Below are 22,617 nucleotides of genomic sequence, written 5' to 3'. Positions count from 1 at the left end.
GCGCTGCGCCCCACAACGCGTCACGCAGAATCTTCTTCGCTGGAACGGAGCAACGTATGAAGCTGTTGTCCGCTGTGTTGTTGTCTGCGCTTTCACTCCCCGCCGTTCCGGCGCTGGCTGTGGAGACTTCGCCTTCCCCCCTGCTGGGGCGCTGGTCGCTGGATATCGCCACGTCTGCGCTACCCGAAGCGCAGCGCCCGAAGCACGTGGTGCTCGAGTTCAAGGACGCCGGTGGTGGCCGCTGGAGCTCGCACGTGGACATCGTCCTGAACGACGGCAAGACCATGAAATCCGACGGCACGCTGGCCCTGGATGGCACGCCCGGCGCCCTGTCCGGCACCTATGGCGCGGACAAGGCCAACCTGAAACTGCCTGCACCGAACACGCTGGTGATGCAGCTGGTGGACCATGGCACGCCGGCCTCCACCCGCATCTACACCGTGGCGGATGACCAGGCGACGATGACCGAGACCAAGGCGTTCTACGGTCATGACGGTACGCCGATCCTGCAGACCAACCTGTTCAAGCGCATGCCGTAGCGATGCTGCATTCACCACGCCCGCAGGGCAGGCGTGGTGAATGCAACGGCCTTACACGGCGGCGGCCGGATCGCGCTTGCCGGTGTCGATGCCGTACTTGTCGATCGCGTCCTGCATCCGCGAGCGTTCGATGCGGCCTTCGTCGGCCAGCGACTTCAGGGCCGCCAGTACGATGAAGTGGCGATCCACTTCGAAGAACGCGCGCAGCGATTCACGCGTGTCGGAACGGCCGAAGCCATCGGTCCCCAATGCGGTGAAGCGGCGGTCGTTGATGAAGGGACGGATCTGGTCGCCGACGATCTTCATGTAGTCGGTGGCCACCACCACCGGGCCTTGATGACCCTGCAGGCACTGCTGCACGTAGGGCACGCGCGGTTCTTCGGCCGGATGCAGCAGGTTCCAGCGCTCGGCGGACAGCCCGTCGCGGCGCAGTTCGGTCAGGCTGGTCGCGCTCCACACATCGCTGGCGATGCCGAAGTCCTGCTGCAGCAGGTCTGCCGCGGCTTCCACTTCGCGCAGGATCGCGCCGCTGCCCATCAGCTGCACGCGTGGCTGCAAGGCGTTGTCGGCGGCTGCCGGATGCAGCAGGTACAGGCCCTTCAGGATGCCGGCTTCGGTGCCTTCGGGCAGTGCCGGCTGCGGGTAGTTCTCGTTGAGTACGGTGATGTAGTAGTAGATGTCTTCCTGGTCGACATACATGCGTCGCAGGCCGTCGTGGATGATCACCGCCAGTTCGTAGCTGTAGGTCGGGTCGTAGGACACGCAGCTCGGGATCACCGACGACAGCACGTGGCTGTGGCCGTCATCGTGCTGCAGGCCTTCGCCCATCAGCGTGGTGCGGCCCGACGTGGCACCGAGCAGGAAGCCGCGGGTACGCGCGTCGGCAGCGGCCCAGGCCAGGTCACCGACGCGCTGCAGGCCGAACATCGAATAGAAGATGTAGAACGGAATCGTGGCCAGGCCGTGGTTGCTGTAGGCAGTGCCGGCGGCGATCCATGAACAGATCGCACCGGATTCGTTGATGCCTTCCTGCAGGATCTGACCGTCCTTGGCTTCCTTGTAATAGCTCAGCTGGCCGGCATCCTGCGGGGTGTACAGCTGGCCCAGGTAGGAGTGGATGCCGATCTGGCGGAACAGGCCTTCCATGCCGAAGGTGCGCGATTCATCGGGCACGATCGGAATCACCAGCTTGCCCAGATCCGGGTCCTTCAGCAGGCTGGTGAGGATGCGCACGAAGCCCATGGTGGTGGACTGGCCGCGATCGCCACTGCCCTGCAGTTGGGTGTTGAAGATCGACAGCGGCGGCAGCGGCAGCGGATCCACCTTGGCCAGGCGCGCCGGCAGCTGCCCACCCTGGATGCGGCGGCGTTCGGCGAAGTAGGCGGCCTCGGCGCTGCCCGGTTCCGGGCGCAGATAGGGCATCTCCTCCAGCTGCTCGTCGCTGACCGGCAGGTTGAAGCGGTCGCGGAAGGCGCGTACTGCATCGGCGCTCATCTTCTTCAGCTGGTGGTTGATGTTCTGGCCTTCGCCGGCTTCGCCCATGCCGAAACCCTTGACCGTCTTGGCCAGGATCACCGTCGGCCGGCCGCGGGTGTTCACCGCCTGCTGGTAGGCGGCGTACACCTTCTGCGGATCGTGGCCACCACGTGCCAGCGCCCAGATGTCGTCGTCGCTCATGTGCGCGACCAGCTCCAGCAGCTCGGGGTAACGGCCGAAGAAATGCTCGCGCACGTAAGCACCGCTCTGCGACTTGAAGGTCTGGTAGTCGCCATCCACGCATTCCATCATGCGCTGGCGTAGCAGGCCGCTGTGGTCGCGGGCCAGCAGGTCGTCCCAGCCACTGCCCCAGATCAGCTTGATCACGTTCCAGCCGGCCGCGCGGAACGTGCCTTCCAGTTCCTGGATGACCTTGGCGTTGCCGCGCACCGGACCGTCCAGGCGCTGCAGGTTGCAGTTGACCACGAATACGATGTTGTCCAGCCGCTCGCGGCCGGCCAGCGAAATCGCCGCCAGCGATTCGGGCTGGTCCATCTCGCCGTCGCCGAGGAAGGCCCAGACCTTGCGGTCCTGGTGCTGCTTCAGGCCGCGGTACTCGAGGTAACGCATGTAGCGCGCCTGGTAGGCGGCGGTCAGCGGGCCCAACCCCATCGACACGGTGGGGAACTGCCAGAACTCCGGCATCAGGCGCGGGTGTGGATACGAAGACAGGCCGTCACGACCGGCTTCGCGGCGGAAGTTGTCCATCCGTGCCGGATCGATGCGCCCTTCCACGTACGCACGGCCATAGATGCCCGGCGCGGAATGGCCCTGGATGTAGATCATGTCGCCGTCGAAGGTGTCGGTACGGCCACGGAAGAAGTGGTCGAAGCCCACGTCGTACAGCACCGCCGCCGACTGGTAGGTGGCGATGTGGCCGCCGACGTTGGAGTGCTTGCCGGCGCGCAGCACCATCACCATCGCATTCCAGCGGATCATCGCGTTCAGGCGGCGCTCGATGGCCAGGTCGCCCGGGTAGGCCGGCTGGCGCTCCGGCGGGATGGTGTTGACGTAGGCGGTCCACGCGTGCGCATGCAGGTCCCCGTGCCGCTGCGCATCCAGCTCGCTGAGCTGGTCGATCAGGTAATGCGCGCGTGGTCGGCCACCGGTCTGCATCACCGCCTCCAGCGATTCACGCCACTCCCGCGTTTCCAGCGGGTCGGTATCGAAGGGGGTCAGGGCTTGGTTCATGACTGTCTCCAGAGGGCGCCGGCTCTGCCTGGGCGACAACACCGGCAGGGCGCACAGCACTGGAGCGGGGTCGCAATGGCGGGGCCGTGACGCGAAGGGCGACCGTGGCGGCCACCGGGGAGGCAAGCGTAGGCCCGGCCCCGCGGCTTCGATAGGCGGGCCTGGCTTGGATCTCTGGCAAGCAAGGGTTGGCAGGGTGCGCCGTATCATGGGCGAATGTGCCGGGCGGAGAGTGCCTGGCATGGCCGCCTGCTGCAACGCCACTGTCATCGATGGCCGTCACCCTGCGGGGCTTTCCAGCCTCGGGGTGTTGGCCGGCCGTGAACAGCGTGAGGATCTGGGAGAAGAGCTACGCGCTGCGCCGACGGCTGCTGCGTGGCTTCTTCCTGCGTCGCGGTTCTGCCAGCGAAGACGCCGAGGACCTGGCGCAGGAGGTGTACCTGCGGCTGCTGCGGGCCACCGGCGAGAATGCCGCAGCGATCGAGAACCCGGAGGCCTACCTGTTCACGGTCGCGGCCAACCTGGCACGCGAGCACGCGCGCGCGCGTTTGTCGCTGCCGCCGCTGGAAGACGTGGATCAGCTGGCCGAAGTGCTGAAAAGCGAAGAAGACATCGAGGGCGAGTTCGAGCGCGCGCAGCGCTGGAACGATATCCGCAGCACCATCGCACGTCTGCCGGCGACCACGCGACGGGTGATGGAGCTGCATTACCGCGACGGGCTGGACTGCCCGGCAGTCAGCCAGCAGTTGCAGGTGTCGGTGCACATGGTGCGCAAGCACATCGGCAAGGGTCTGGAGGCCTGCAGGAAGGCGCTGGGCGCCAGGGAGCACGCATGAACCGGAACGCATCGCCCATGGCCGACGACACGCTAGCCTGCGAGGCAATGGACTGGTTCCTGCGCAATCGCGAGGGAGTGCTGGACGAGGCCGAGCGGGTTGCGTTCCTGGACTGGATGAAGCGCTCGCCCGAGCACGTGCGCGCCTATATGCACGCCCTCGCGCTGCACCGGCAGGTCGGCGAGGCACTGCAATCGCCGTTGCCGGAAGAGGCGCCGGCGCCGCCACGGCAGGCGGCCGCCAAAGTGGTGCCTCTGTTCGATAGTGCCCCCGCCGCGCCGCACGCCGCGCCGCTGCGCCGCTGCACGCGCGGGTGGGTGATGGCTGCCGCAGCCTGCATCGCCCTGCTCGGCGTGGGCCTGGTTCCGCAGCTGATGCCCACCGAACAGCTGTACAGCGCCGACCATGGTGAACTGCGTGACCTGGTGCTGCCTGACCGGACACAGGTGCGGCTCAACGCGGACAGCCGCCTGCGGGTACGCATGGGCTGGTTCAGTCGCAAGGCGGAACTGCTGCAGGGCGAGGCGACGTTCGACATCGCACGCGACCGCCGCCCGTTCCAGGTGCAGGTGAACGGCCTGGAGATCCGGGACATCGGCACAGTCTTCGACGTGTCGCGACGGCTGCAGAGCACGCGCATCGGTGTGGTTTCCGGCGAGGTCGAGGTCTGGAGCCAGGGCGCGGGTGCCCGCCGCCTGGCCCAGTTGGGGCAGGGCCGGGTGGTGCAGGTCGACGCGCGCAGCCATGCGGTGGAGTCCTTGGACATGCCACTGTCGATGCTGCTGGACTGGCAGCAGCGCAAAGTGTCCTTCCTTGACGAACGCTTGGACGAAGTGGCTGCTGCCTTCAACCGGCACAACCAGGTGCAGGTGCGCGTGCTGGACGAGGGCGCGGCATCGGCACGGTTGTCCGGCAGCCTCGATGCGCATCGCATCGGTGCGCTGCAGGCCTTCCTCGAACGTGACCCGCGCTTCGTGGTGAGCCGCGAGGGCGACACAGTGCGGGTTGGCAGCCGCTGAGGCCGAGGTGGCCGTGGACTGTCAGAAAAAATTCATTGAATCCGCGTTCTCCACTTTGGTGGATGCGGGCTCTTACTTGGGAGAAGCCGCTGCCGATCCGCGCAGCGGCGCCTGCTACCTTCTCTCTTCCAAGGACCCGTGATGCGCAACACGCTCTACCTGTCGATCATCCTCGCCCTGTCTACCGGCAGCATGCCATTGGCCTTCGCCGCCGCCGCCGATGGCCTGGAGGCGCGTGTGTCCACGCCGATCGCGGCACAGCCGCTGGCGCGTGCACTGGAGCAGTTGTCACGCAGTTCCGGGGTGCAGTTCCTGTACTCGGCCGATGGCGATGCCCGCATGGCCGGTGCGGTGCCGCGCGGTGCCACCGTCAGGCAGGCGCTGGATGCACTGCTGGCCGGTACCGGCCTGGGCTACACCGTGGTGGATGGCAATGTCATCGCCATCGATCCGGCACCGGTACGCAACGCGCCGAACCCCGGCGCACCGAAGCCGCGCGAGGCCGAGGCGGTGGTGGCGCCGACCCTGGACACGGTGAAGGTGATTGCCGCGCACGAGGTGATCGACCAGAAGAAGACCTCACCGGTGATCAAGGATTCGGTGGTCTACGACGAAATGGACAGCTACGGCGACGAGACCCTGGCCGAGAGCCTGATGGCCGCTCCAGGCCTGAGTGCGGTGGAGGATGCCGGCGAGCCACGTTACGTGACGGTGCGCGGCGTACAGGCCAACCTCAACTACACCACCATCGATGGCATCGCGATTGCCAGCGTGGGTGGCAGTGGCTCCGGCGAACGCATGAACAACCTGCAGCTGATTCCCAGCGACATCGGCACCCGTACCGACATCTACAAGAGCTTCAGTGCGGAGCAGGCACCGGATGCGATCGGCGGCGTGATCGACATCATCAGCCGCAGTGCCTTCGACCGGTCCGGCAAGTACGTGTTTGCCGACGTGGCAGGTATCTATTCCACGGCCGAGACCAACGTCGAGCGCAGCGCTGGCGGCAACCACGAAACCCTGGGCCACTTCGGCAAGAGCGCCAAGATGGTGTTCTCCAACCAGTTCGGCGCCGGGCAGGAGTTCGGCATCGTTGCGGTGGCACGCTATGAGCAGCGTTCGCGCAACAGCGTCAAGCGCTGGGTGGAGTCGAACTACTACTACAACGACGCCGGCAAGTACCTCACCGACGGCACCACCGGGCCGGATGAGGCCAAGGGTTGGAACGGGCTGCGTGCGCCCGGCAATTTCAGCACCGGCACCTACACCAACTTCATCACCAACTTCGGCGGCTCGGCCAAGCTGGAATGGAAGCCGTCGGACGATCCGTTCTACGCATCGCTGCTGCTGTACTCGTACCGGTTCTACGAGAACTCGACGATGAACAAGACCGACCTGTACGGCAACGCCAAGTTTCCGATCCGCAACCAGACCGAGGACAGCGGCACCACCCAGATCAACAGCATCTACATCAAGAACCGACACGACCGATGGGACCGCAGCAACCGCGGCGCCATCGCCAGATTCAACTGGGACATCGGCGACCGTTCGCGGCTGACCCTGCGCGGCGGCCATACCGAAGAGACTTTCCACAACAACCAGGTCTACTGGGGTGTGCGCGCCTACCCAAGCAGCCTGTTCGTCGACTACGAGAACGACAGCCACGGTTTCCCCAACGCGGTGGCGGTGTCCGATTCCAGCCTGCTGACCAGCTCGGCGTTCAAGCTCAATCCGGCGCAGGCTTATGTCTCCCCGCGCGATGCCAAGGAGAGCATCGACAACCTGCGCGCCGACTTCAGCTACAACATCGACGCCGATGCGCGTGGCTTCGGCCTGGCCACCGGCGCCGAATACCGCCACCTGAAGATCTGGCAGGACATCGACTTCGACTACTTCAGGAGCAGCGCCACGCTCAACGATTACCTGTATCCGGGATCGACGCTGCTGGGCAGCGTGCCGGGCTTCCCGCTGATCGACAACCGCAAGTGGAACGAGGAACTGCTACCGAAACTGGGCAACAACAATGCGGCGTATCCGAATGCCAACTTCACCAGTGACTACAGGTACGTGGAGGACATCACCAATGCGTACGTGTCCGCGCACTACGCCTGGGACCGGCTGCTGCTGATCGGTGGCCTGCGCCATGACCACACCCGCTTCGATGCCTACAGCCCGTTCAGCAATGATGGCGGCACCACCTATACCTCCGCCTTCCGCAACACGAGCGGTGGCTACAACAACCTGTTGCCCTCGTTGAATGCGACGTTCAAGCTGAGCGAGGACCAGCGCCTGCGCTTCTCCGCCAGCCGCACGCTGGGCCGGCCGACGCCGAGCAACATTGCCCAGGCCACCAGCACCAGCTGTGGCGATGACGAGGAGGGCAGGGGCTTCTGCACCATCAAGCAGGGCAATGCGAACCTGCAGCCGCGCCGTTCCACCAACATCGACCTTGCATGGGACCTGTACTTCAACGGCAACAACGGCCTGGTCTCGGTGGCGTTGTTCGACAAGGTAGTCAAGGACGACATCTACACCCTGACCACCTTCGAGAACGTGGGCGATACCCGTTACCGGGTGACCCAACCGATGAACACCGATGAGTCCAGGCTGCGCGGCGTCGAGTTCGCGGTGGCCAACCGCAACCTGCAATGGGGCCGCCAGCGCTTCGACATGTACTTCAACGCCACGCGGCTGGAAGGCAGGACCAACTACCGCATCACCGATGGCACCGAGCGACGCCTGGACCGGCTGCTGTACCAGCCGGACTGGTCGCTCAATGGTTCGGTGATCTGGCGCATGCCGTGGAAGAACTCGCAACTGCGCCTGTCCGGAACCTACCGCAGCCGGATGCTGGTCGACTTCGGCGACACCCAGTGGCTGGATTCGTACTACGACCCGTACATGACCTTCAACATGGCCTTCAGCCACAAAGTCAGCAGGCACGTGACGCTGAAGTACGAAGCCAAGAACCTGTTCAACACCCAGCCGACCTACAGCACCGGCCCGAACGGGCGCTTCCGTACCGAGATCGACGACTACGGCCGCTTCTTCTACTTCCACATCATCTACAACTGAGGGCACAGCCGTGGAGACGATCAATCGCAGGCGATTCCTGGCCCTGGCCGGTCTGTCCGCTGCCGGCGCCTGGATGGGCACGGCACGCGCGCTGGCCGCGCAGGCCGATGCCACCACGCTGAACCCGCGCAACCTGCTGGCCAAGCCGCGCTTTGCCAGCACGCCCTTCACCCTGGGCGTGGCCTCGGGTGATCCCACGGCCGACGGCATGGTGCTGTGGACGCGGCTGGCGACGGAGCCGCTGGTGTTCGGCGGTGGCATGCCGACCCGGCCGATGGTGGTCGAATGGCAGCTGGCAGCGGACGAAGGCATGCGCAAGGTGGTACGCCAGGGTTCGGCGCTCGCGCATCCCGAACTCGGCCACGCGGTGCACGTGGAACTGGAAGGATTGGCGCCCGGACGGCCCTACTGGTACCGCTTTACCGTGGGTGGTCACGCCAGTGCAGTCGGTTGTACCCGCACGCTGCCGGCAGCCGCGGCAGCGGTGGATCGCGTGCGCTTTGTGGTGGCCGGCTGCCAGCACTACGAAGAAGGCCACTACACCGCGTGGCGGCGCATCGCCGAGGAACCGCTGGATTTCGTCTTCCACTACGGTGATTACATCTACGAAGGTGAAAGCCAGCCTGGCCTGCGGAAGATGAACGGCCAGCCGTTCACCAACCTGCGCAACCACGTCGGCCCGCAGACCTACACGCTGGATGATTACCGCCGCCGCTACGCCCAGTACAAGAGCGATGCCGACCTGCAGGCCGCGCATGCGTCGGCACCGTGGTTCGTCACTTTCGATGACCATGAAGTGGACAACAACTGGGCCGGCGCCGAAGACCAGGACGATACGCCCAGCGAAGTGTTCCTGCTGCGGCGCGCACAGGCGTTCCAGGCCTACTACGAGAACATGCCGCTGCGCCGTTCGGCATTCCCGCGCGATGGCCACATGCAGCTGTACCGGCGCGCACGCTACGGAACGCTGATGGACCTGCACCTGCTCGACACACGCCAGTACCGCAGCAAGCAGGTGAACATGGCGCTGCGTGAGGACGTGGAATCGCCGGAGCGCAGCATTGTCGGTGCGAAGCAGGAGCGCTGGCTGTTCGATGGCCTGGCCGATGCCGCACCGCGTTGGCACACCATCGCCCACCAGGTAGCGCTGGGCAACTACATGCGCGAGAAGGACGGCGTGGTGCAGTCGTCCGATGACCAATGGTCGGGTTACCTGGACAGCCGCCGGCGCCTGCTCGACCACATCCAGAAGGTCGGCTTCGGCAACGTGGTGACCGCCTGTGGCGACGCGCACCGGCATTACGCCAGCGACCTGGTGCAGGACCATCGTGATTCGGGCGTGGTCTCCAGCGAGTTCCTTGCCACTTCGATCACTTCGGGGGCCGATGGCCAGGGCGTGGACGCTTACGCCCGCAACCAGCTTGCGCACAGCCCCAATCTGAAGGCGACCACCGACAAGCGTGGCTATGTGCTGTGTGATGTCACCCGCGATGCGTGGATCGGCGACATGAAGACGCTGGATACCGTGATGCAGCCCAATGGCGCGCTGCAGAGCTGGAAGCGCTATGCGGTGGAGCATGGCCGGCCGGGGTTGCAGGAGGCCTGAGTCTATCGGTCTGCGCTGTAGAGCCGAGCCCACGCTCGGCTGCATTTTTTCGGGGCAATGCGACCTGGGCGAAAGCAGCCGAGCATGGGCTCGGCTCTACAGGGATTCTTCAATCGTGCTCGAACCGCAGCGGTTCGGTGCCCATCGCCGGGTCACTGGTGCCGGGGCGACCATCCTCGGCGCGGCCGGCCAAACGCAGCACACTCCCACCCGCGCTGATGCGCAGGTCATACCAGCCGGCGGTAGGCGTTGCATCCCACGCCAATGAAGTCTGCGCATGTGCGGGCAGCGCCAATGTCTGTTCGGGCATGTGTCCTGCATAGGCGCCGCCATGCACGCGCACCTGCTGTGCACTGTCACCCAGATTGCGCAGGTGCAGCCGCAGCTGGCCATCCGCGCGATCGATTGAAGCCTGCACGGCAGGAGCCTTGGCCGCACCCTGGAAGTGGCGGTGGAAGCCGTTCGGACCGAGCAGCCACAGGTCATAGCGGCCCTGGGCGTCCAGCGGCCAACGCTCGCGCAGCGGCATGCCCGGCAGCAGCGTGTAACGGCGCGGCACCGCCTCCAGCCGCAGCCGATCGTAGACATGCAGCACTGCCGCTGCGCCCTCGCAGGACAACGCCAGGTCAACGCCCGCGACGTCGACCGCAGCAATCGATGCCTGCGGTCGATAGGGAAGGGCACGCGCCGGGCGTACACCGCTTTCCTGTTTCGCTGGCTTCAGCCCCTCTGGCAGCGCGGGCACGGTGCGCCCCGGCAAAGCAGCGGCGCGTGCGGCCACCGCGCTCACGTCGGGCAGGCCGCGGACGAACGGGCGGGTATCGCGCTGGGCAAAGTCGAACGCAGTGCTGAGGTCGCCGCAGACCGCGCGGCGCCACGGCGAGATGTCCGGCGCGGACACACCAAAGCGGCGTTCGATCAGTCGAATGACCGAGGTGTGGTCGTACACCTGCGAATCGACCCAGCCACCGCGGCTCCAGGGCGAGATCACGTACAGCGGCACGCGCGGGCCCAGCCCATACGGGCGGCCGCGCAGTTCGGCGAAGTCGTACTTCTCATCTCCCGGTGCCGGATGGCGGTGGTACTCGCCTTCAGTGCTGACCGAGGACGCACCCGCCCAGCCACCGTCCACCGGCGAAGGCGGTGCCGGTGGTGGCATGTGGTCGAAGAAACCGTCGTTCTCGTCGAACATCAGCAGCAGGGCGGTGCGGCTCCACACCTGCGGATCGGCGGTCAGTGCATCCAGCACGCGTGCGGTATAGGCCGCGCCCTGGGCCGGGCTGGAGGGGCCGGGATGCTCGCTGCCGGCCGCGTCGGCGATGATGAAGCTGACCTGCGGCAGGCGTCCGTCGATGACGTCCTGGCGCAGCTGCGCCAGGCCACGCGTGCTGACCCCGCGTGCGCGCAGCTGCGGGTCATGCCCCGGCGCAGCGCGGTAGGCCTGGCGGAACGCCTCGAAGCCGGCCAGCGGGTTGTCGGTGAAGTTGTCGGCCATGTCCTGGTAGATCTGCCAGGATACCCCCGCCTTCTGCAGGCGTTCGACATAGCTGGCCCAGCGGTACGACGCAGGATGCCCGCCGTGCTCGGGGAAGTTGTCGTGCGAGTTGGCGATCACCGGGCCGCCGGCGCGGGCGGCAGCATCGTTGTGGCCGGTCCACAGGAACACCCGGTTCGGGTTGGTTCCGGCCTGCATCGCGCAGTGGTAGGCGTCGCAGATGGTGAAGGCATCGGCCAGGGCGAACTGGAAGGGCAGGTCGCTGCGCTGGAAGTAGCCCATCGAGTGGTTCTGCTTGGCTTTCGGCCATTGCCCCATGCGTCCGTGGTCCCAGGCCCGCTGTGCATCCGGCCAGGTGTGCGGCGTGCCTTCCACGCGCATGTAGCCGAAGTGCGCGGCGGTATCCAGCGGGAACGGCGCGATCGCGCGCTTGCCGCTGGCATCGGGCTGCAGCCACAGGCTGCGCGCGCGGGCGCCGGCCTGCAGTGCCTGCGCCGGAGCGACGAAGCGATCGCCGAAACCCCGCACACCCGGCAGCGTGCCGAAGTAGTGGTCGAACGAACGGTTCTCCTGCATGAACACCACGATGTGCTGCAGGTCTTCCAGGCTGCGGGTTTGCGCGGCGGGGGCGATCGCGGCGGCCCGGGCGATGCTGGGCAGCAGCGGGGAAAGGCCGGCGGCAACGCCGGCCTGCAACAACCGGCGTCGGCCGATATCGGTCACGGGCTCACTCACAGGTCCACACGGAAGGAGATGCCGACGGTGCGCGGAGCGCCGATGAAGGCGTTGTCGCGGCCGTCCACCCCCGCAAGATACCGCTTGTCGGTGAGGTTGCTCACCACCAGGTTGGCACCCATGCCCTTCAGGCGCGGCGACAGGCCCTGCAGGTCGAAGCCGATGTTCGCGTTGAACACGGTGGCCGAGGGCAGCTTGTTGACGTTGGCGGCGTCGAGGTAGCGGGTGCCCAGGTAACGGCCGGACAGGCCGAAGTTCCAGTTCTCGCCCTGCCAGTCCGCCGAGAGTACGAGGGTCTGTTCGGGTTGGCCGATCACCTTGGCGCCGTCGACGATGCCCAGCTGGGTATCACGCGCGGCATCGCCACTGCCCAGGTACTTGGAGCGGTTGTAGGTATAGGCGGCGTTGAGGCGCCAGCCGTTGTCCCAGCCATAGCCGAACGCCGCTTCCAGGCCGTTGCTTTCCACGCCGCCGAAGTTCTCGTAGACGCCGTCGGTCTCGCCCAGGTAGTCGATGCCGCTGACGAAGCCGGCCGGCAGGTAGACGATGCGGTTGTCGAACTTGATGTTGTACAGCGTGACCGAGGCGGTCAGGGGCCAGCGGCTGATGCGCATGCCCATTTCAATGTTGTCGGCGGTCTCCGGCTCGACGTTGCGGAAGCGCTGCGGGTCGGTCTCGCCGAGCACGCCGGAGGGGATGGCGGCGAAGTTCTGCGAGAAGCCCGCGAACAGCTCCATGCCTTCCACGCCGGGCGCCCAGGTGAAGCCGGTGGACAGCAGCGGATCGGACCTGGAGTCGGATGTGACGTGCTCGCTGGCACCGATCACGCGGCGGCGCGACTGGTCGACGAAGAACTGCTTCACGCCGAGGCGCGCGCTGAACGGGCCGAAGCGGGCCACGTCCTCGACGTAGTACATCTGTTCGTCGACCTTGTACTTGTCCTCGAACTGTACCCAGTACGGCTGGTGGTCGAAGGCGATGTCCTGGCCGACGTTGAGCAGGCGATGCCAGTCGCGGCGTGCCGAACGGTCCAGCTTCTCCACCCACAGGCCGCCGCGGATCGTGTTGTCGACTGCGCCGAAAGTCTGGCGCCATTCGACGTCGGCGGTCACGCCCATGCGGTCGTTGTCGTAGTGGGTGTGGCGATACGACTGCGCGCCCAGCACGTTGCCGGCGTAGCAGTTCGGATCGTACTCGGCGGTGAAGCCCAGGCGCGGGCTGCAGCTGGCCAGGCGCTGCGCTGCACTGCCATCGGGATTGACGAAGAAAATCTGGCCACGGTTGCTGCCGCCGTGCACGGTCTTGCCACCGAGGTATTCCGACTCCGGGCGACCGGCTCCGTCATCGCTGACCTGCGCCAGATACGGTGGCAGCCAGTCGCCGCGGCCTTGCATGCGGTGCCCGTAGGCGGCCACCGAGGCCTTGAAGCCGTTGCCACCGTCGAAGGCCGCGCGCAGGTAGCCGAAGGTGTTCTCGCGCAGCGCACGCGAGCCGGAACGGTAGTTCTGGTCCAGGTAGGGAATGCCGGTGAGGGTACCGACCAGGTTGTCGCGATCCGGATTGGTCGCGAAGCCCTTCGGTGAGACGCTGGTGTACTCCGGCTCGTCCGCATCGTTGTAGGACAGGTAGCCGGTCAGGGTCCAGCGATCCAGTTCGGTGATGAACTTGCCGGCGATGTGGTCATTGCTGGTCTTGCCGCTGCCATCGATCCAGTCATGCACGCGCGCCGACGAGGCACTGACCCAGGCGCGGGTGTGGCCGCCGAGCAGGCCGGTGTCGTAGCGCACGTAGTACTTGCGTGCCTCGTTGTCACCGGCGCCGACCACGAAGCGCAGGCGGCTGTCCTGCAGCGGATCGCTGGTGAGGAAGTTGAGCGTGCCGCCCAGGGCCTCGTTCGAGCGCGAGGAGATATCGGCAGTGCCCTGGCTGACTTCCACCGTTTCCAGGTCGAGGGTGTCGATGTAGCGGTTGGCCAGCGAGCCGCCGCCGTAACCCGAGCCACCATTGGGCAGGCCGTCGATGGTGGTGCCGATCTGCTGGGTATCACGGTTGGTGACGAAGCCACGCATGCTGATCTGCGTGCCCCACACCGACGAGCCGGTGGCATCGGCCTCGCTGACCACCACGCCGGGCACTTCGTTGAGCGCGTCGTTGACGCTGCTCATCACGGTCTGCCGGTTCAGCGTTTCCGCACGCACGGAAGTCTTGGCATAGCTGGTGGCCTGGCCGATCACCTGCACCTGGTCGAGGGTGCGGGCCTCACTGCTGCGCGCTTCAGCGGCATCGCCCTGCGGTGCTTCGGCCAGGGCGTCCAGTGCGGGAGCGATCAGCAGGGCAAGCAGCGAGACACGGGGAAAGCGCGCAGACGTTCGCATCGAGACCGGACCTTCAGAGCAGGGAAGCCCCGGAGTGTCGGCAGCGCCAATGACATCGGCATGACGTGGCGATGCAGGAATCGTGTTCTGCGACGGCCGGCACCCGCCGCCTGCTTCAGTACCGTGCGTCCTTGGGCTTCGGGTCACGCGGCCAGTCCTTGCCCTTGTTGGCGAAGTCCGGCCGCGGCTGGTTGATGAAATAGCCGGCGATGTCCACCGCATCCTGGTCCGGCATCACCTGCTGCCCCAGCGGCGGTGCGCGGGTCACTGCCGGTGGCATGTTGTGCTTGATGAAACCGGCCGCCTTGTACAGGCGCGCCATGCCGGCACCGATGTTGAAGCTGTGGTCGCCCCACAGCGGCGGGAAGGCGATGTCACCGCTGGCATCGCGTCGGCCTTCGCCGTTGTCGCCATGGCAGGCGGCGCACTGCACGGCATACAGCGCCTGGCCGCGGACCGGGTCCGGAGTCAGCGTGCTGTCGATGGGGCCCTCACTGGGCGCGGCCACTTTTGCACCCTCTGGCACCGGGCTGCTCAGCCACGCCATGTAGTCGAGCATCGCGCGCATCTGCGGTGCGTCCTTCGGCAGCGGCTTGCCGTTCATCGAGCGCTGCAGGCAGCCATTGATGCGCTCGGTCAGCCCGATCACCTTGCCCGGGCGCGGCATGTAGCGCGGATAGGCACCGCCGCCGGTATTGAAGTAGTGGTTGCCGAACGGTCGCTTGCCCTCGGCCATGTGGCACGAATTGCAGTTCAGATCGTTGCCGACGTTGTCCGGAAGCAGGCGCGCGGTCTCGTTGAGGATGCGCCGGCCGAGCATCACCGATTCGGCATTGCCCAGTCCGGCGATCTCCTCGGCACTGGGCGCGTGGTAGTGGGCGACCACCTTGCCCTGTGCATCGAGGATATCGATCGTACTGGCTACGGCGGCATCCAGGCCCGGGTGCAGGTGACGATAGGCGAGGGTGCCCGCACCGGCCAGCAGCACCACGGTGATCGCACTACCGAGCAGCAGGCGGGAACGTTTGCGCGAACGCTTCATCGTGCGGCCTCCTGCGGAACGTAGTGCACCGGCTTGTCACGCACCACCCGGCGCATGCGTGCCACCTCGACCTCGCTCACCGCGCTGGCCTGGTTGCCCCAGCTGCTGCGGATGAAGGTCAGGATCTGTGCCAGCTGCGCGTTCGGCAGCTGCTCGAAGCCGGGCATGGTGAAGGCCATGCGGTCGTGCGGGGTATGCGGCGTGCGACCCCCGATCAGGGTCACCTGCACCAGCGAACTGGGGTCGTCGGCGAACACGATCGAGTTGCCGGCCAGGGCCGGATAGACGCGTGGCATGCCGCGCCCGTCGGCACGGTGGCAGGCCTGGCAGTGCTCGGCATAGGCCAGCGAACCGGCCACGCGATAGTCGCCACTACGCAGCGCGGCGGTGGTGGTGTCGGTACCAGGCGACCACTGCGCACTGCGTCCCTCACGCGCCGGCAGCTGCTTCAGGTAGCGCGCCATGGCCAGCAGGTCAGCGTCGGACAGGTACTGCGTGCTGTGCTCGACCACGTCGGCCATGCCACCGAAGGCTGCCGATCGATCGGTGCGCCCGGTGCGCAGGAAGTCGACGATCTCGCCCTCGCTCCAGCTGGCCAGGCCGGTCGATTCATTGCGCAGGTTCTTCGCATACCAGCCTTCCAGCACCGAGCCGGACAGGAACTGGCGGCTGCCATCGTCGGCCATCGCCTTCTCCTGGAACGCCAGCCCACGTGGTGTATGACAGGCGCCGCAGTGGGCCAGGCCCTCAACCAGCTCAGCGCCACGCTGCTGGCCCACATCCAGCGACGGATCCGGGTTGAAGCTGCGCGGGCGCGCGAACAGCAGCTGCCACCATGCCAAAGGCCAGCGCATGTTGGCCGGCCATGGAATCGTGCTGTCGGCGTTGCTTTGCTTCACCGGCTGCACCGAGCCCATGAAATAGGCATACAGCGCCTTGATCTCGGCATCGCTGGCGATCACGTACGAGGCATACGGCATCGCCGGATACAGCGGCTGGCCGTCGTGGCGGATGCCGCGGCGGACCGCGCGTTCGAAATCGGCGTAGTCGTAGGCACCAATGCCGGAGTCCGGATCGGGGGTGATGTTGGTCGAATAGATCGTGCCCATCGGCGTCTGCATGCCCAGGCCACCGGCGAACGGCTTGCCGCCCGGCGCGGTGTGGCAGGCCGCGCAGTCGGCGGCACGTGACAGGTAGCGCCCCTGCGCGATCAGCGCCGGATCGTGGATGTCGACCTGCGCGGTCTGTCGCGGTGCGAACCAGTAGGGCGTGCTGCGGGCAATGCCGTAGGCGGCGGCTACCGTGGCGGCCAGGGCAATGGCGAGCTTGAACGAGATGCGCATGGCGGCACTGTGGGCACTCCCGGGCGCGCGTTCATTGATCCGGATCAATGACTGAACCGATACAGCTTTTACACCAAACTGAATCGTTCCTGCGTTGTCATCAAGCCGTCATCCGTGCGCGATAGATGGCCGGTCTATTGGGCGTTACCGTCCCAATCTGTCTGATTCACCCCTATGACGTGATATGAAGCGCCTGCTGCTGTTGTTGCTGGCGTGCGCCGGCCTGTGGCTGGCCGCATGCTCATCCTCGATCAACGCCTCGTCCACCTCACTCGCCGATCAGCTGATCGCGCCGGGCGGCGTGTCGACCCTGCTCGATCGTCCGCGCATCGCCGCGGCCATCGCCGAACTGCCCAACCGCCATGGCTTCGCGGCGGGCCGCGATGGCGTGCCGATCTTCTGGCGCGTATTCGATCCGGGCGACTACGGCGCGCGTTACCGCTACCTGCCGCAGCGCCACGAGAACGGCCTGCCGCTGGATACCGGCCTGAGCCTGGCCGTGCCGCAGCCGTTCCGCGCGCAGGCGCCGCGCGGCACCGTGGTGCTGCTGCATGGGTGGATGATGAACGGTGATTCGATGCTGCCATGGTCGCTGCAGCTGGCCGAATCCGGCTACCGCGTGGTCACGCTCGACCTGCGCAACCACGGCCAGTCCGGCACCGGCCCGTCCGGCTATGGCACCTATGAGTCGGATGACGTGGTCGATGTGATCGGCGAGCTGCGCGCGCGCGGCGAAGTGACCGGGCCCCTGTACCTGTTCGGTGTGTCCTATGGTGCGGCCACGGCGGTGTTCACCGCCGACAAGCTGGGTGACCAGGTCGAAGGCGTGGTGGCGATGGAATCGTTCGCCAATGCCGGCGTGGCGATCCGTACCATGATCCCGCACCTGATGGGGCTGCAGCCGGAAGGCCTGAAGGCGCAGGCGGTGGCGTCGTACGCGCGCTGGCGCTACGGCGGCCAGGACATCAACCAGGTGATCGCCGCCGCCAGCCGCCGCATCGACGTCGATCTGGACCGCGTGGACGTCGCGCGTGCGTTGGCCGATACCCGCGCCTGCGTGCTGTTGCTGCACGGGCAGGGCGACCAGCACATTCCGGTCAGCCAGGGCCGCGAACTGGCCCAGGCCAATCCGCGCGCGCACTACATCGAAATGCGCGGCGAGGACCACATCACCCTGCCGCTGCGGCTGGACCTGCTGGCGGGCGTGGTCGATGACTGGATGGCGCGCGACGAGCACCATCCGCAGAGCGCGTGCCCGGCACCGCAGCTGCCGGCCCAGGCTGAGTGGCTGGCGCGCAGCTGAGAAAAAGGGGACGGAGGGGATTAAGTCGTTTCCAGGCCAGGTGTGCGGGAAACGACTTAATCCCCTCCGTCCCCTTTTTCTGTCAGGCCACGCGTCGTGCCAGTGCGCGGGCAGACGCCGCGACGCCGAGCAGCAGCGCGGCCACGCACAGGAAGGCGAAACCGAGGCTGGTGGCATGCGCCAGTGCGCCGATCGCTGCCGGACCGGCGAGGATGCCGGCGTAACCCAGTGTGGTCACCGCGGTGATGGCGATGCTCTCCGGCATCACCCGCTGCTGGCCCGCCATCGAGAACAGCGCCGGCACGATGTTGGCGCAGCCCAGCCCGACCAGTACGTAGCCGGCCAACGCCACCGGGAACGAGGGCACCAGCGTGGCCAGGGTAAAGCCCGCCGCAGCGGTGATGCCGCCGATGACCAGCGTGCGGGTCCGGCCGAGGCGCTCGACGATGCCGTCGCCGAACAGGCGCATCGCGGTCATCGCCAGGGTGAACAACGCAAAGCCGGCCCCGGCCTGGTCGCGCGGTACCTGCCGCACTTCCGCCAGGAACACCGCACTCCAGTCCAGCATTGAGCCCTCGGCAAGGAACACCACGAAGGCCAGCACGCCGATGAACAGGACCACGCCGTGCGGCAGCGCCAATAGCGGGCCTTCGTGCAGGATCCGTTGCGGACGCCAGTGCGGTGCCGACAGCACGGCAACCAGCAGCAGCGCGGCCACCGAAAGCAGCGCGGCCAGCCACAGCGGCGTGCCGAGGATCAGCAGCCCGGTCATGCAGCCGGCGCCGACGAATCCACCGATGCTGTAGAAGGCGTGGAAGCCGGACATCATCGCGCGTCCGGCGTCGCGCTCGACCGCCACGGCCTGCATGTTCATCGCGCAATCCAATGCACCGACGCCGGCGCCGAACACGAACAGCGCTGCGCCCAGCGCCACGGGCGAGGGTGCCAGCACCAGCAAGGGCAGGGCGCCCAGCATCATCGCGCAGGTGATCACCATCACCCGACGGCATCCCAGTCGCCCGGTCAGCGCACCTGCCAGTGGCATCGCCAGCAACGAACCCAGCCCGAGGCACAGCAGCACGGCGCCGAGACTGGCGTCGGACAGCCCGGCCTTGGCCTTTGCGTAGGGCACCATCGGCGCCCACGCGGCGGTGGCGAAGCCGGGAATGAAGAAGGCGGCACGGGTGGCGTGCTGCTGGGCACGTGGGGATGAAGGCGTCATGCGCGATGCGAAGCTCCGGGAGAGCTCCATGAAATCGTTATCAGGCCAGGTCGGCAAGTGCCATGCACGACATCAAACGACGCATACGATTGCAGTGACCCGATTGCGTCACCAGCGATTAACGCCACGCACGGACAGTGGCTGCACAGTCGGCATCCCGCCGGCCGCTGCCGGAGACCTGTACATGAGCACGACACCGACCATCCTCCTTGTCCATGGATTCTGGGGCGGGGCCGCACATTGGGCCAAGGTGATCCTGGAACTGCATCGCAACGGCCACGACCGCGTGCAGGCGGTGGAACTGCCGCTTACCTCGCTGGCCGACGACGCAGGACGCACCCGGAAAATGATCCGGCAGATCGACGGGCCGGTGCTGCTGGTCGGCCACTCCTACGGCGGCGCGGTGATCAGCCAGGCCGGTAGCGAGCCCAACGTGAAGGGCCTGGTCTACATCGCTGCCTTCGCGCCTGATGCCGGCGAGAGCCCCGGTGGCATCACCCAGCAGCACCTGCCGGAGGCAGCGCCGAACCTGGCACCCGACAGCGATGGCTACCTGTGGCTGCGTGCGGACAGGTTCCAGGAGAGCTTCTGCCAGGACCTGAGCGCCGACGAGGGCCGGGTGATGGCGGTGACCCAGAAGGCGCCGTTGGCGAGCACCTTCGGTGATGCGGTCAGCGATCCGGCCTGGAAGCACAAGCCGAGCTGGTACCAGCTGTCCCGCCAGGACCGCATGATCGCGCCGGACAACCAGAAGGCCATGGCCACGCGCATCCAGCCCAAGCGATTGCTGGAGCTGGATGCCAGCCATGCCTCGCTGGCCTCGCAGCCGAAGGAAGTGACCGCGCTGATCCTGGAGGCCTGCGCCGCCATCGGCGGCTGAGCCCGCGCGGCGCGTCGCACCGCACGACAGGATTCCACCTTCGGCGAGATCACCAACCCGGCCACGCAGGCCAAGGTGGTACATCGCACCCAACCGTATTGGTTGCTGGATGCGATGGCGCGTTATGAATTCAGTGATCGCCTGTCGGCCACGCTCAACGTCAACAACCTGCTGGACAAGCGCTACTACACGATCTTCAGCTGGTACAGCACCTACACCTGGGGTGAGCCGCGCAATGTGCGGCTGGCGATGACGTACAGGTTCTGACGCGGGTCCTGTAGAGCCGAGCCCGCGCTCGGCTGGCTGTCACACCGCAGCCGAGCGTGGGCTCGGCTCTACGGAAATGCGCCCGCGATGCTTTGCGGCATCGCGGGCGTTGTGGTTACAGCGGCAGGTCGAACACCAGCACTTCGGCGTCGTTGCCGTTTTCCAGGGTCAGCTGCGCTTCGTCGCTGACCTGCAGTGCATCACCGGCTTCCAGGGTGATGCCATTGACCTGCAGCTGGCCTCGGGCAACCTGCACATAGGCACCACGGCCATTGCCGAGCGCGTGGTGCAGCTTCTGGCCGCCATCGAGGATGGTGGCGAAGATGCGGGCATCCTGGTGGATGCGCAGCGAACCGTCGGCACCGTCCGGCGAAGCGATCAGGCGCAGCTGGCCGCGTTTGGTCTCCGGGGCGAAGTGGGTCTCCTCGTAGGACGGCGTGATGTTCTCGCGGTCCGGGAAGATCCAGATCTGCAGGAAGTGCACGGTCTCGTCGGCCGAGTGGTTGAATTCGCTGTGGCTGACACCACTGCCGGCACTCATGCGCTGCACGTCGCCGTAGCGCAGCACCGAGCCGGTGCCCATCGAGTCCTTGTGCTCCAGCGCGCCGCCCAGCACATAGGAAACGATCTCCATGTTGCTGTGGCTATGGGTGCCGAAGCCCTGGCCGCCGATCACCTTGTCTTCGTTGATCACCCGCAGCGGGCCGAAGCTGACGTAGCGGGGGTCGTAGTAGTTGGCGAAGGAGAAGGTATGGCGCGAGGACAGCCAGCCATGCTCGGCCAGGCCACGGGTAGCGCTCTTGCGGATCTGCAGCATGATGGAATCTCCTTGTTCGATGGTTTCGATGGGGCGGGGTGAGGCGGTAGTTGCCGTGTTTCCCCGTTGGAGAGAAGTATCTGCTTGCGCCCGGGGTTTGAAAAACGGATAGTTTTGACGGCCATCATCGAAAAATTCGAATGCTCAAGCTCAGCCTCGATGCCCTGCAGATCCTGGATGCCATCGACCGCCGCGGCTCTTTTGCCGGCGCCGGCAAGGCGCTGCACAAGGTGCCCTCGACCATTTCCTACACTGTGGCCAAGCTGGAGGAGGACCTGGGCGTGCAGCTGTTCGACCGGGTCGGCCCGCGTGCCGAACCGACCGAGGCCGGACGCGCCCTGCTGGACGAGGGTCGGCATCTCCTGCGTGCGGCCCGCGAGCTGGAGCTGCGGGTGCGCCGGGTGGCGTCGGGCTGGGAGACCGAACTGACCCTGGCGGTGGACTCGGTGTTCCCGACCTGGCTGCTGGGCCCGGACATCGCCGCGTTTCGTGAGGCGGAGGCGCCGACCCGGCTGCGGCTGATCGGCGAGGCCTTGTCCGGCACCTGGGAGGCCCTGCTGGACCGCCGCGCCGACCTGCTGGTCGGGGCGCCGGGCGAGGGGCCCAGTGGCGGTGGTTACGTGGTCGAGCCGCTGGGCACGGTGGAGTTCGTGTTCGCGGTCGCACCGGATCATCCGTTGGCCAAGGTGCCGGGCGTGCTCGGTCGCGAGCAGCTGGTCGAGCACTGCGCGATCGCCGTTTCTGATTCGGCGCGGCGGTTGCTGCCGCGCACGGTGGGCCTGTTGATGGGGCAGGAGATGCTGACCGTGCCTGACATGGCCAGCAAACTGAAGCTGCAATGCGAAGGTGTGGGCTTCGGCTTCCTGCCCGAGCCGTGCGCGCGCGCTGCAGTGGCGCGTGGCCAGCTGGTGATCCGCGAGGTGGAGGAACACAAGCCGGAGGAAACGTTCTGGCTGGCCTGGCGCACCGGCGAGGACGGCGCGGCACTGCGGTGGTGGCGCGAGCGCCTGCGCAGGCCGGAGCTGCTGTCGCAGTGGTGGCAGGCAATGGCCAAGGGGTAGGGGTTTGGCAGGGCTGCGCCCTGCACCCGCCGAGGCCAAAGCAACAGCAACAGCAACAGCGTGCATTCCGTGAGGTGGCGGGTTGGGTCCGGCTGCGGGAGACGCCGTAAACCCCCAGGCCGGCCCAGCCGCTGGCGGCTGTGCGTTCGGGCGCTTGCGAAGCAGTGCTTCGCAAGCAAAGCGCCCTCACCCATGGGGGCTTGGCCGCGGCATCCATGCCGCGGACACTCCCGCAACCGGACCCACCCCGCCTTCGACAGTTTTCCGCGATCTGT

At 66.7% G+C, this 22,617-nt stretch carries 15 protein-coding genes and 1 pseudogene; 9 read left to right on the top strand and 7 right to left on the bottom strand.

All coding sequences use genetic code 11. The features are described 5' to 3' along the window. The first annotated feature begins 56 nt into the window (after positions 1 to 56). A complete protein-coding gene (locus AC5P7A_RS20715; protein WP_075076276.1) occupies positions 57 to 539 on the top strand; it encodes a LuxR family transcriptional regulator in 483 nt (160 codons plus the stop codon). 51 nt (positions 540 to 590) lie between these two features. Here the strand turns inward: AC5P7A_RS20715 and aceE are convergent, their stop codons facing one another. Further along, the gene (gene aceE / locus AC5P7A_RS20710) at positions 591 to 3,266 is read right to left on the bottom strand and encodes a pyruvate dehydrogenase (acetyl-transferring), homodimeric type (protein WP_495220561.1); all 2,676 of its coding nucleotides are present in this window, start codon (positions 3,264 to 3,266) and stop codon (positions 591 to 593) included. Between the two features lie 320 nt (positions 3,267 to 3,586). Between aceE and AC5P7A_RS20705 the strand changes: the two genes are divergently transcribed. The 4 genes from AC5P7A_RS20705 to AC5P7A_RS20690 all read left to right on the top strand — a co-directional run bounded on the left by AC5P7A_RS20705 (position 3,587) and on the right by AC5P7A_RS20690 (position 9,802). After that, positions 3,587 to 4,102: an RNA polymerase sigma factor gene (locus tag AC5P7A_RS20705; protein ID WP_041863300.1), complete on the top strand. Its 516-nt coding sequence runs from the start codon at positions 3,587 to 3,589 to the stop codon at positions 4,100 to 4,102. Further along, positions 4,099 to 5,121 carry a FecR family protein gene (locus AC5P7A_RS20700; RefSeq protein WP_126411923.1) on the top strand — a complete coding sequence of 341 codons (1,023 nt, stop codon included), beginning with the start codon at positions 4,099 to 4,101 and terminating at the stop codon, positions 5,119 to 5,121. Before AC5P7A_RS20705 ends, AC5P7A_RS20700 begins: the two co-directional genes overlap by 4 nt. A gap of 141 nt (positions 5,122 to 5,262) precedes the next feature. Then, on the top strand, positions 5,263 to 8,196 hold the full coding sequence (locus AC5P7A_RS20695; RefSeq protein WP_495220560.1) for a TonB-dependent receptor: 2,934 nt from the start codon (positions 5,263 to 5,265) through the stop codon (positions 8,194 to 8,196). 10 nt (positions 8,197 to 8,206) lie between these two features. After that, positions 8,207 to 9,802, top strand: a complete 1,596-nt coding sequence (locus AC5P7A_RS20690) for an alkaline phosphatase D family protein (protein WP_180834888.1) — start codon at positions 8,207 to 8,209, stop codon at positions 9,800 to 9,802. Positions 9,803 to 9,911: 109 nt separating this feature from the next. Here AC5P7A_RS20690 and AC5P7A_RS20685 read toward each other — a convergent pair whose 3' ends face one another. The 4 genes from AC5P7A_RS20685 to AC5P7A_RS20670 all read right to left on the bottom strand — a co-directional run bounded on the left by AC5P7A_RS20685 (position 9,912) and on the right by AC5P7A_RS20670 (position 16,792). Continuing rightward, positions 9,912 to 12,020, bottom strand: a complete 2,109-nt coding sequence (locus AC5P7A_RS20685) for a phosphocholine-specific phospholipase C (RefSeq protein WP_069117229.1) — start codon at positions 12,018 to 12,020, stop codon at positions 9,912 to 9,914. Positions 12,021 to 12,028: 8 nt separating this feature from the next. Beyond that, a complete protein-coding gene (locus AC5P7A_RS20680; RefSeq protein WP_262224886.1) occupies positions 12,029 to 14,407 on the bottom strand; it encodes a TonB-dependent receptor domain-containing protein in 2,379 nt (792 codons plus the stop codon). A 115-nt stretch (positions 14,408 to 14,522) separates the two neighbouring features. Next, positions 14,523 to 15,449, bottom strand: coding sequence for a c-type cytochrome (locus AC5P7A_RS20675; RefSeq protein WP_014646731.1), 927 nt, complete (start codon positions 15,447 to 15,449; stop codon positions 14,523 to 14,525). Next, on the bottom strand, positions 15,446 to 16,792 hold the full coding sequence (locus AC5P7A_RS20670; RefSeq protein ID WP_049442311.1) for a c-type cytochrome: 1,347 nt from the start codon (positions 16,790 to 16,792) through the stop codon (positions 15,446 to 15,448). The genes AC5P7A_RS20675 and AC5P7A_RS20670 overlap by 4 nt, the downstream gene beginning before the upstream one ends. A gap of 184 nt (positions 16,793 to 16,976) precedes the next feature. On the opposite strand from AC5P7A_RS20670, the gene AC5P7A_RS20665 reads away from it, so the two are divergent. Then, positions 16,977 to 18,095 carry an alpha/beta fold hydrolase gene (locus AC5P7A_RS20665; protein WP_014646733.1) on the top strand — a complete coding sequence of 373 codons (1,119 nt, stop codon included), beginning with the start codon at positions 16,977 to 16,979 and terminating at the stop codon, positions 18,093 to 18,095. 82 nt (positions 18,096 to 18,177) lie between these two features. On the opposite strand, the gene AC5P7A_RS20660 is transcribed toward AC5P7A_RS20665, so the two are convergent. Then, positions 18,178 to 19,317: an MFS transporter gene (locus AC5P7A_RS20660; RefSeq protein WP_032957729.1), complete on the bottom strand. Its 1,140-nt coding sequence runs from the start codon at positions 19,315 to 19,317 to the stop codon at positions 18,178 to 18,180. 184 nt (positions 19,318 to 19,501) lie between these two features. Here AC5P7A_RS20660 and AC5P7A_RS20655 point away from each other — a divergent pair, with 184 nt between their 5' ends. Next, positions 19,502 to 20,197 carry an alpha/beta hydrolase gene (locus AC5P7A_RS20655; RefSeq protein WP_495220559.1) on the top strand — a complete coding sequence of 232 codons (696 nt, stop codon included), beginning with the start codon at positions 19,502 to 19,504 and terminating at the stop codon, positions 20,195 to 20,197. A gap of 24 nt (positions 20,198 to 20,221) precedes the next feature. Further along, positions 20,222 to 20,464: pseudogene (locus AC5P7A_RS20650) on the top strand (TonB-dependent receptor domain-containing protein); the annotation flags it as partial. A gap of 115 nt (positions 20,465 to 20,579) precedes the next feature. Here the strand turns inward: AC5P7A_RS20650 and AC5P7A_RS20645 are convergent. After that, a complete protein-coding gene (locus tag AC5P7A_RS20645; RefSeq protein ID WP_014646736.1) occupies positions 20,580 to 21,281 on the bottom strand; it encodes a pirin family protein in 702 nt (233 codons plus the stop codon). 140 nt (positions 21,282 to 21,421) lie between these two features. Here AC5P7A_RS20645 and AC5P7A_RS20640 point away from each other — a divergent pair, with 140 nt between their 5' ends. Next, positions 21,422 to 22,342 (top strand): LysR family transcriptional regulator, encoded by a 921-nt coding sequence (locus AC5P7A_RS20640; protein ID WP_046429929.1) that lies wholly within the window; start codon positions 21,422 to 21,424, stop codon positions 22,340 to 22,342. Positions 22,343 to 22,617 lie beyond the last annotated feature (275 nt).

This window comes from Stenotrophomonas sp. YJH_SMC_65 (assembly GCF_059369475.1).
Note: the sequence above shows the minus strand (reverse complement) of the source record. Positions and strands in the feature narration are given on the sequence as shown.

Bases quoted from the DNA above. Each gene is read 5' to 3' on its own strand.
- AC5P7A_RS20680 (WP_262224886.1), bottom strand. From the start codon at position 14,407: ATGCGAACGTCTGCGCGCTTTCCCCGTGTCTCGCTGCTTGCCCTGCTG.
- AC5P7A_RS20715 (WP_075076276.1), top strand. From the start codon at position 57: ATGAAGCTGTTGTCCGCTGTGTTGTTGTCTGCGCTTTCACTCCCCGCC.
- aceE (WP_495220561.1), bottom strand. From the start codon at position 3,266: ATGAACCAAGCCCTGACCCCCTTCGATACCGACCCGCTGGAAACGCGG.
- AC5P7A_RS20670 (WP_049442311.1), bottom strand. From the start codon at position 16,792: ATGCGCATCTCGTTCAAGCTCGCCATTGCCCTGGCCGCCACGGTAGCC.
- AC5P7A_RS20700 (WP_126411923.1), top strand. From the start codon at position 4,099: ATGAACCGGAACGCATCGCCCATGGCCGACGACACGCTAGCCTGCGAG.
- AC5P7A_RS20695 (WP_495220560.1), top strand. From the start codon at position 5,263: ATGCGCAACACGCTCTACCTGTCGATCATCCTCGCCCTGTCTACCGGC.
- AC5P7A_RS20665 (WP_014646733.1), top strand. From the start codon at position 16,977: ATGAAGCGCCTGCTGCTGTTGTTGCTGGCGTGCGCCGGCCTGTGGCTG.
- AC5P7A_RS20675 (WP_014646731.1), bottom strand. From the start codon at position 15,449: ATGAAGCGTTCGCGCAAACGTTCCCGCCTGCTGCTCGGTAGTGCGATC.
- AC5P7A_RS20640 (WP_046429929.1), top strand. From the start codon at position 21,422: ATGCTCAAGCTCAGCCTCGATGCCCTGCAGATCCTGGATGCCATCGAC.
- AC5P7A_RS20645 (WP_014646736.1), bottom strand. From the start codon at position 21,281: ATGCTGCAGATCCGCAAGAGCGCTACCCGTGGCCTGGCCGAGCATGGC.
- AC5P7A_RS20655 (WP_495220559.1), top strand. From the start codon at position 19,502: ATGAGCACGACACCGACCATCCTCCTTGTCCATGGATTCTGGGGCGGG.
- AC5P7A_RS20660 (WP_032957729.1), bottom strand. From the start codon at position 19,317: ATGACGCCTTCATCCCCACGTGCCCAGCAGCACGCCACCCGTGCCGCC.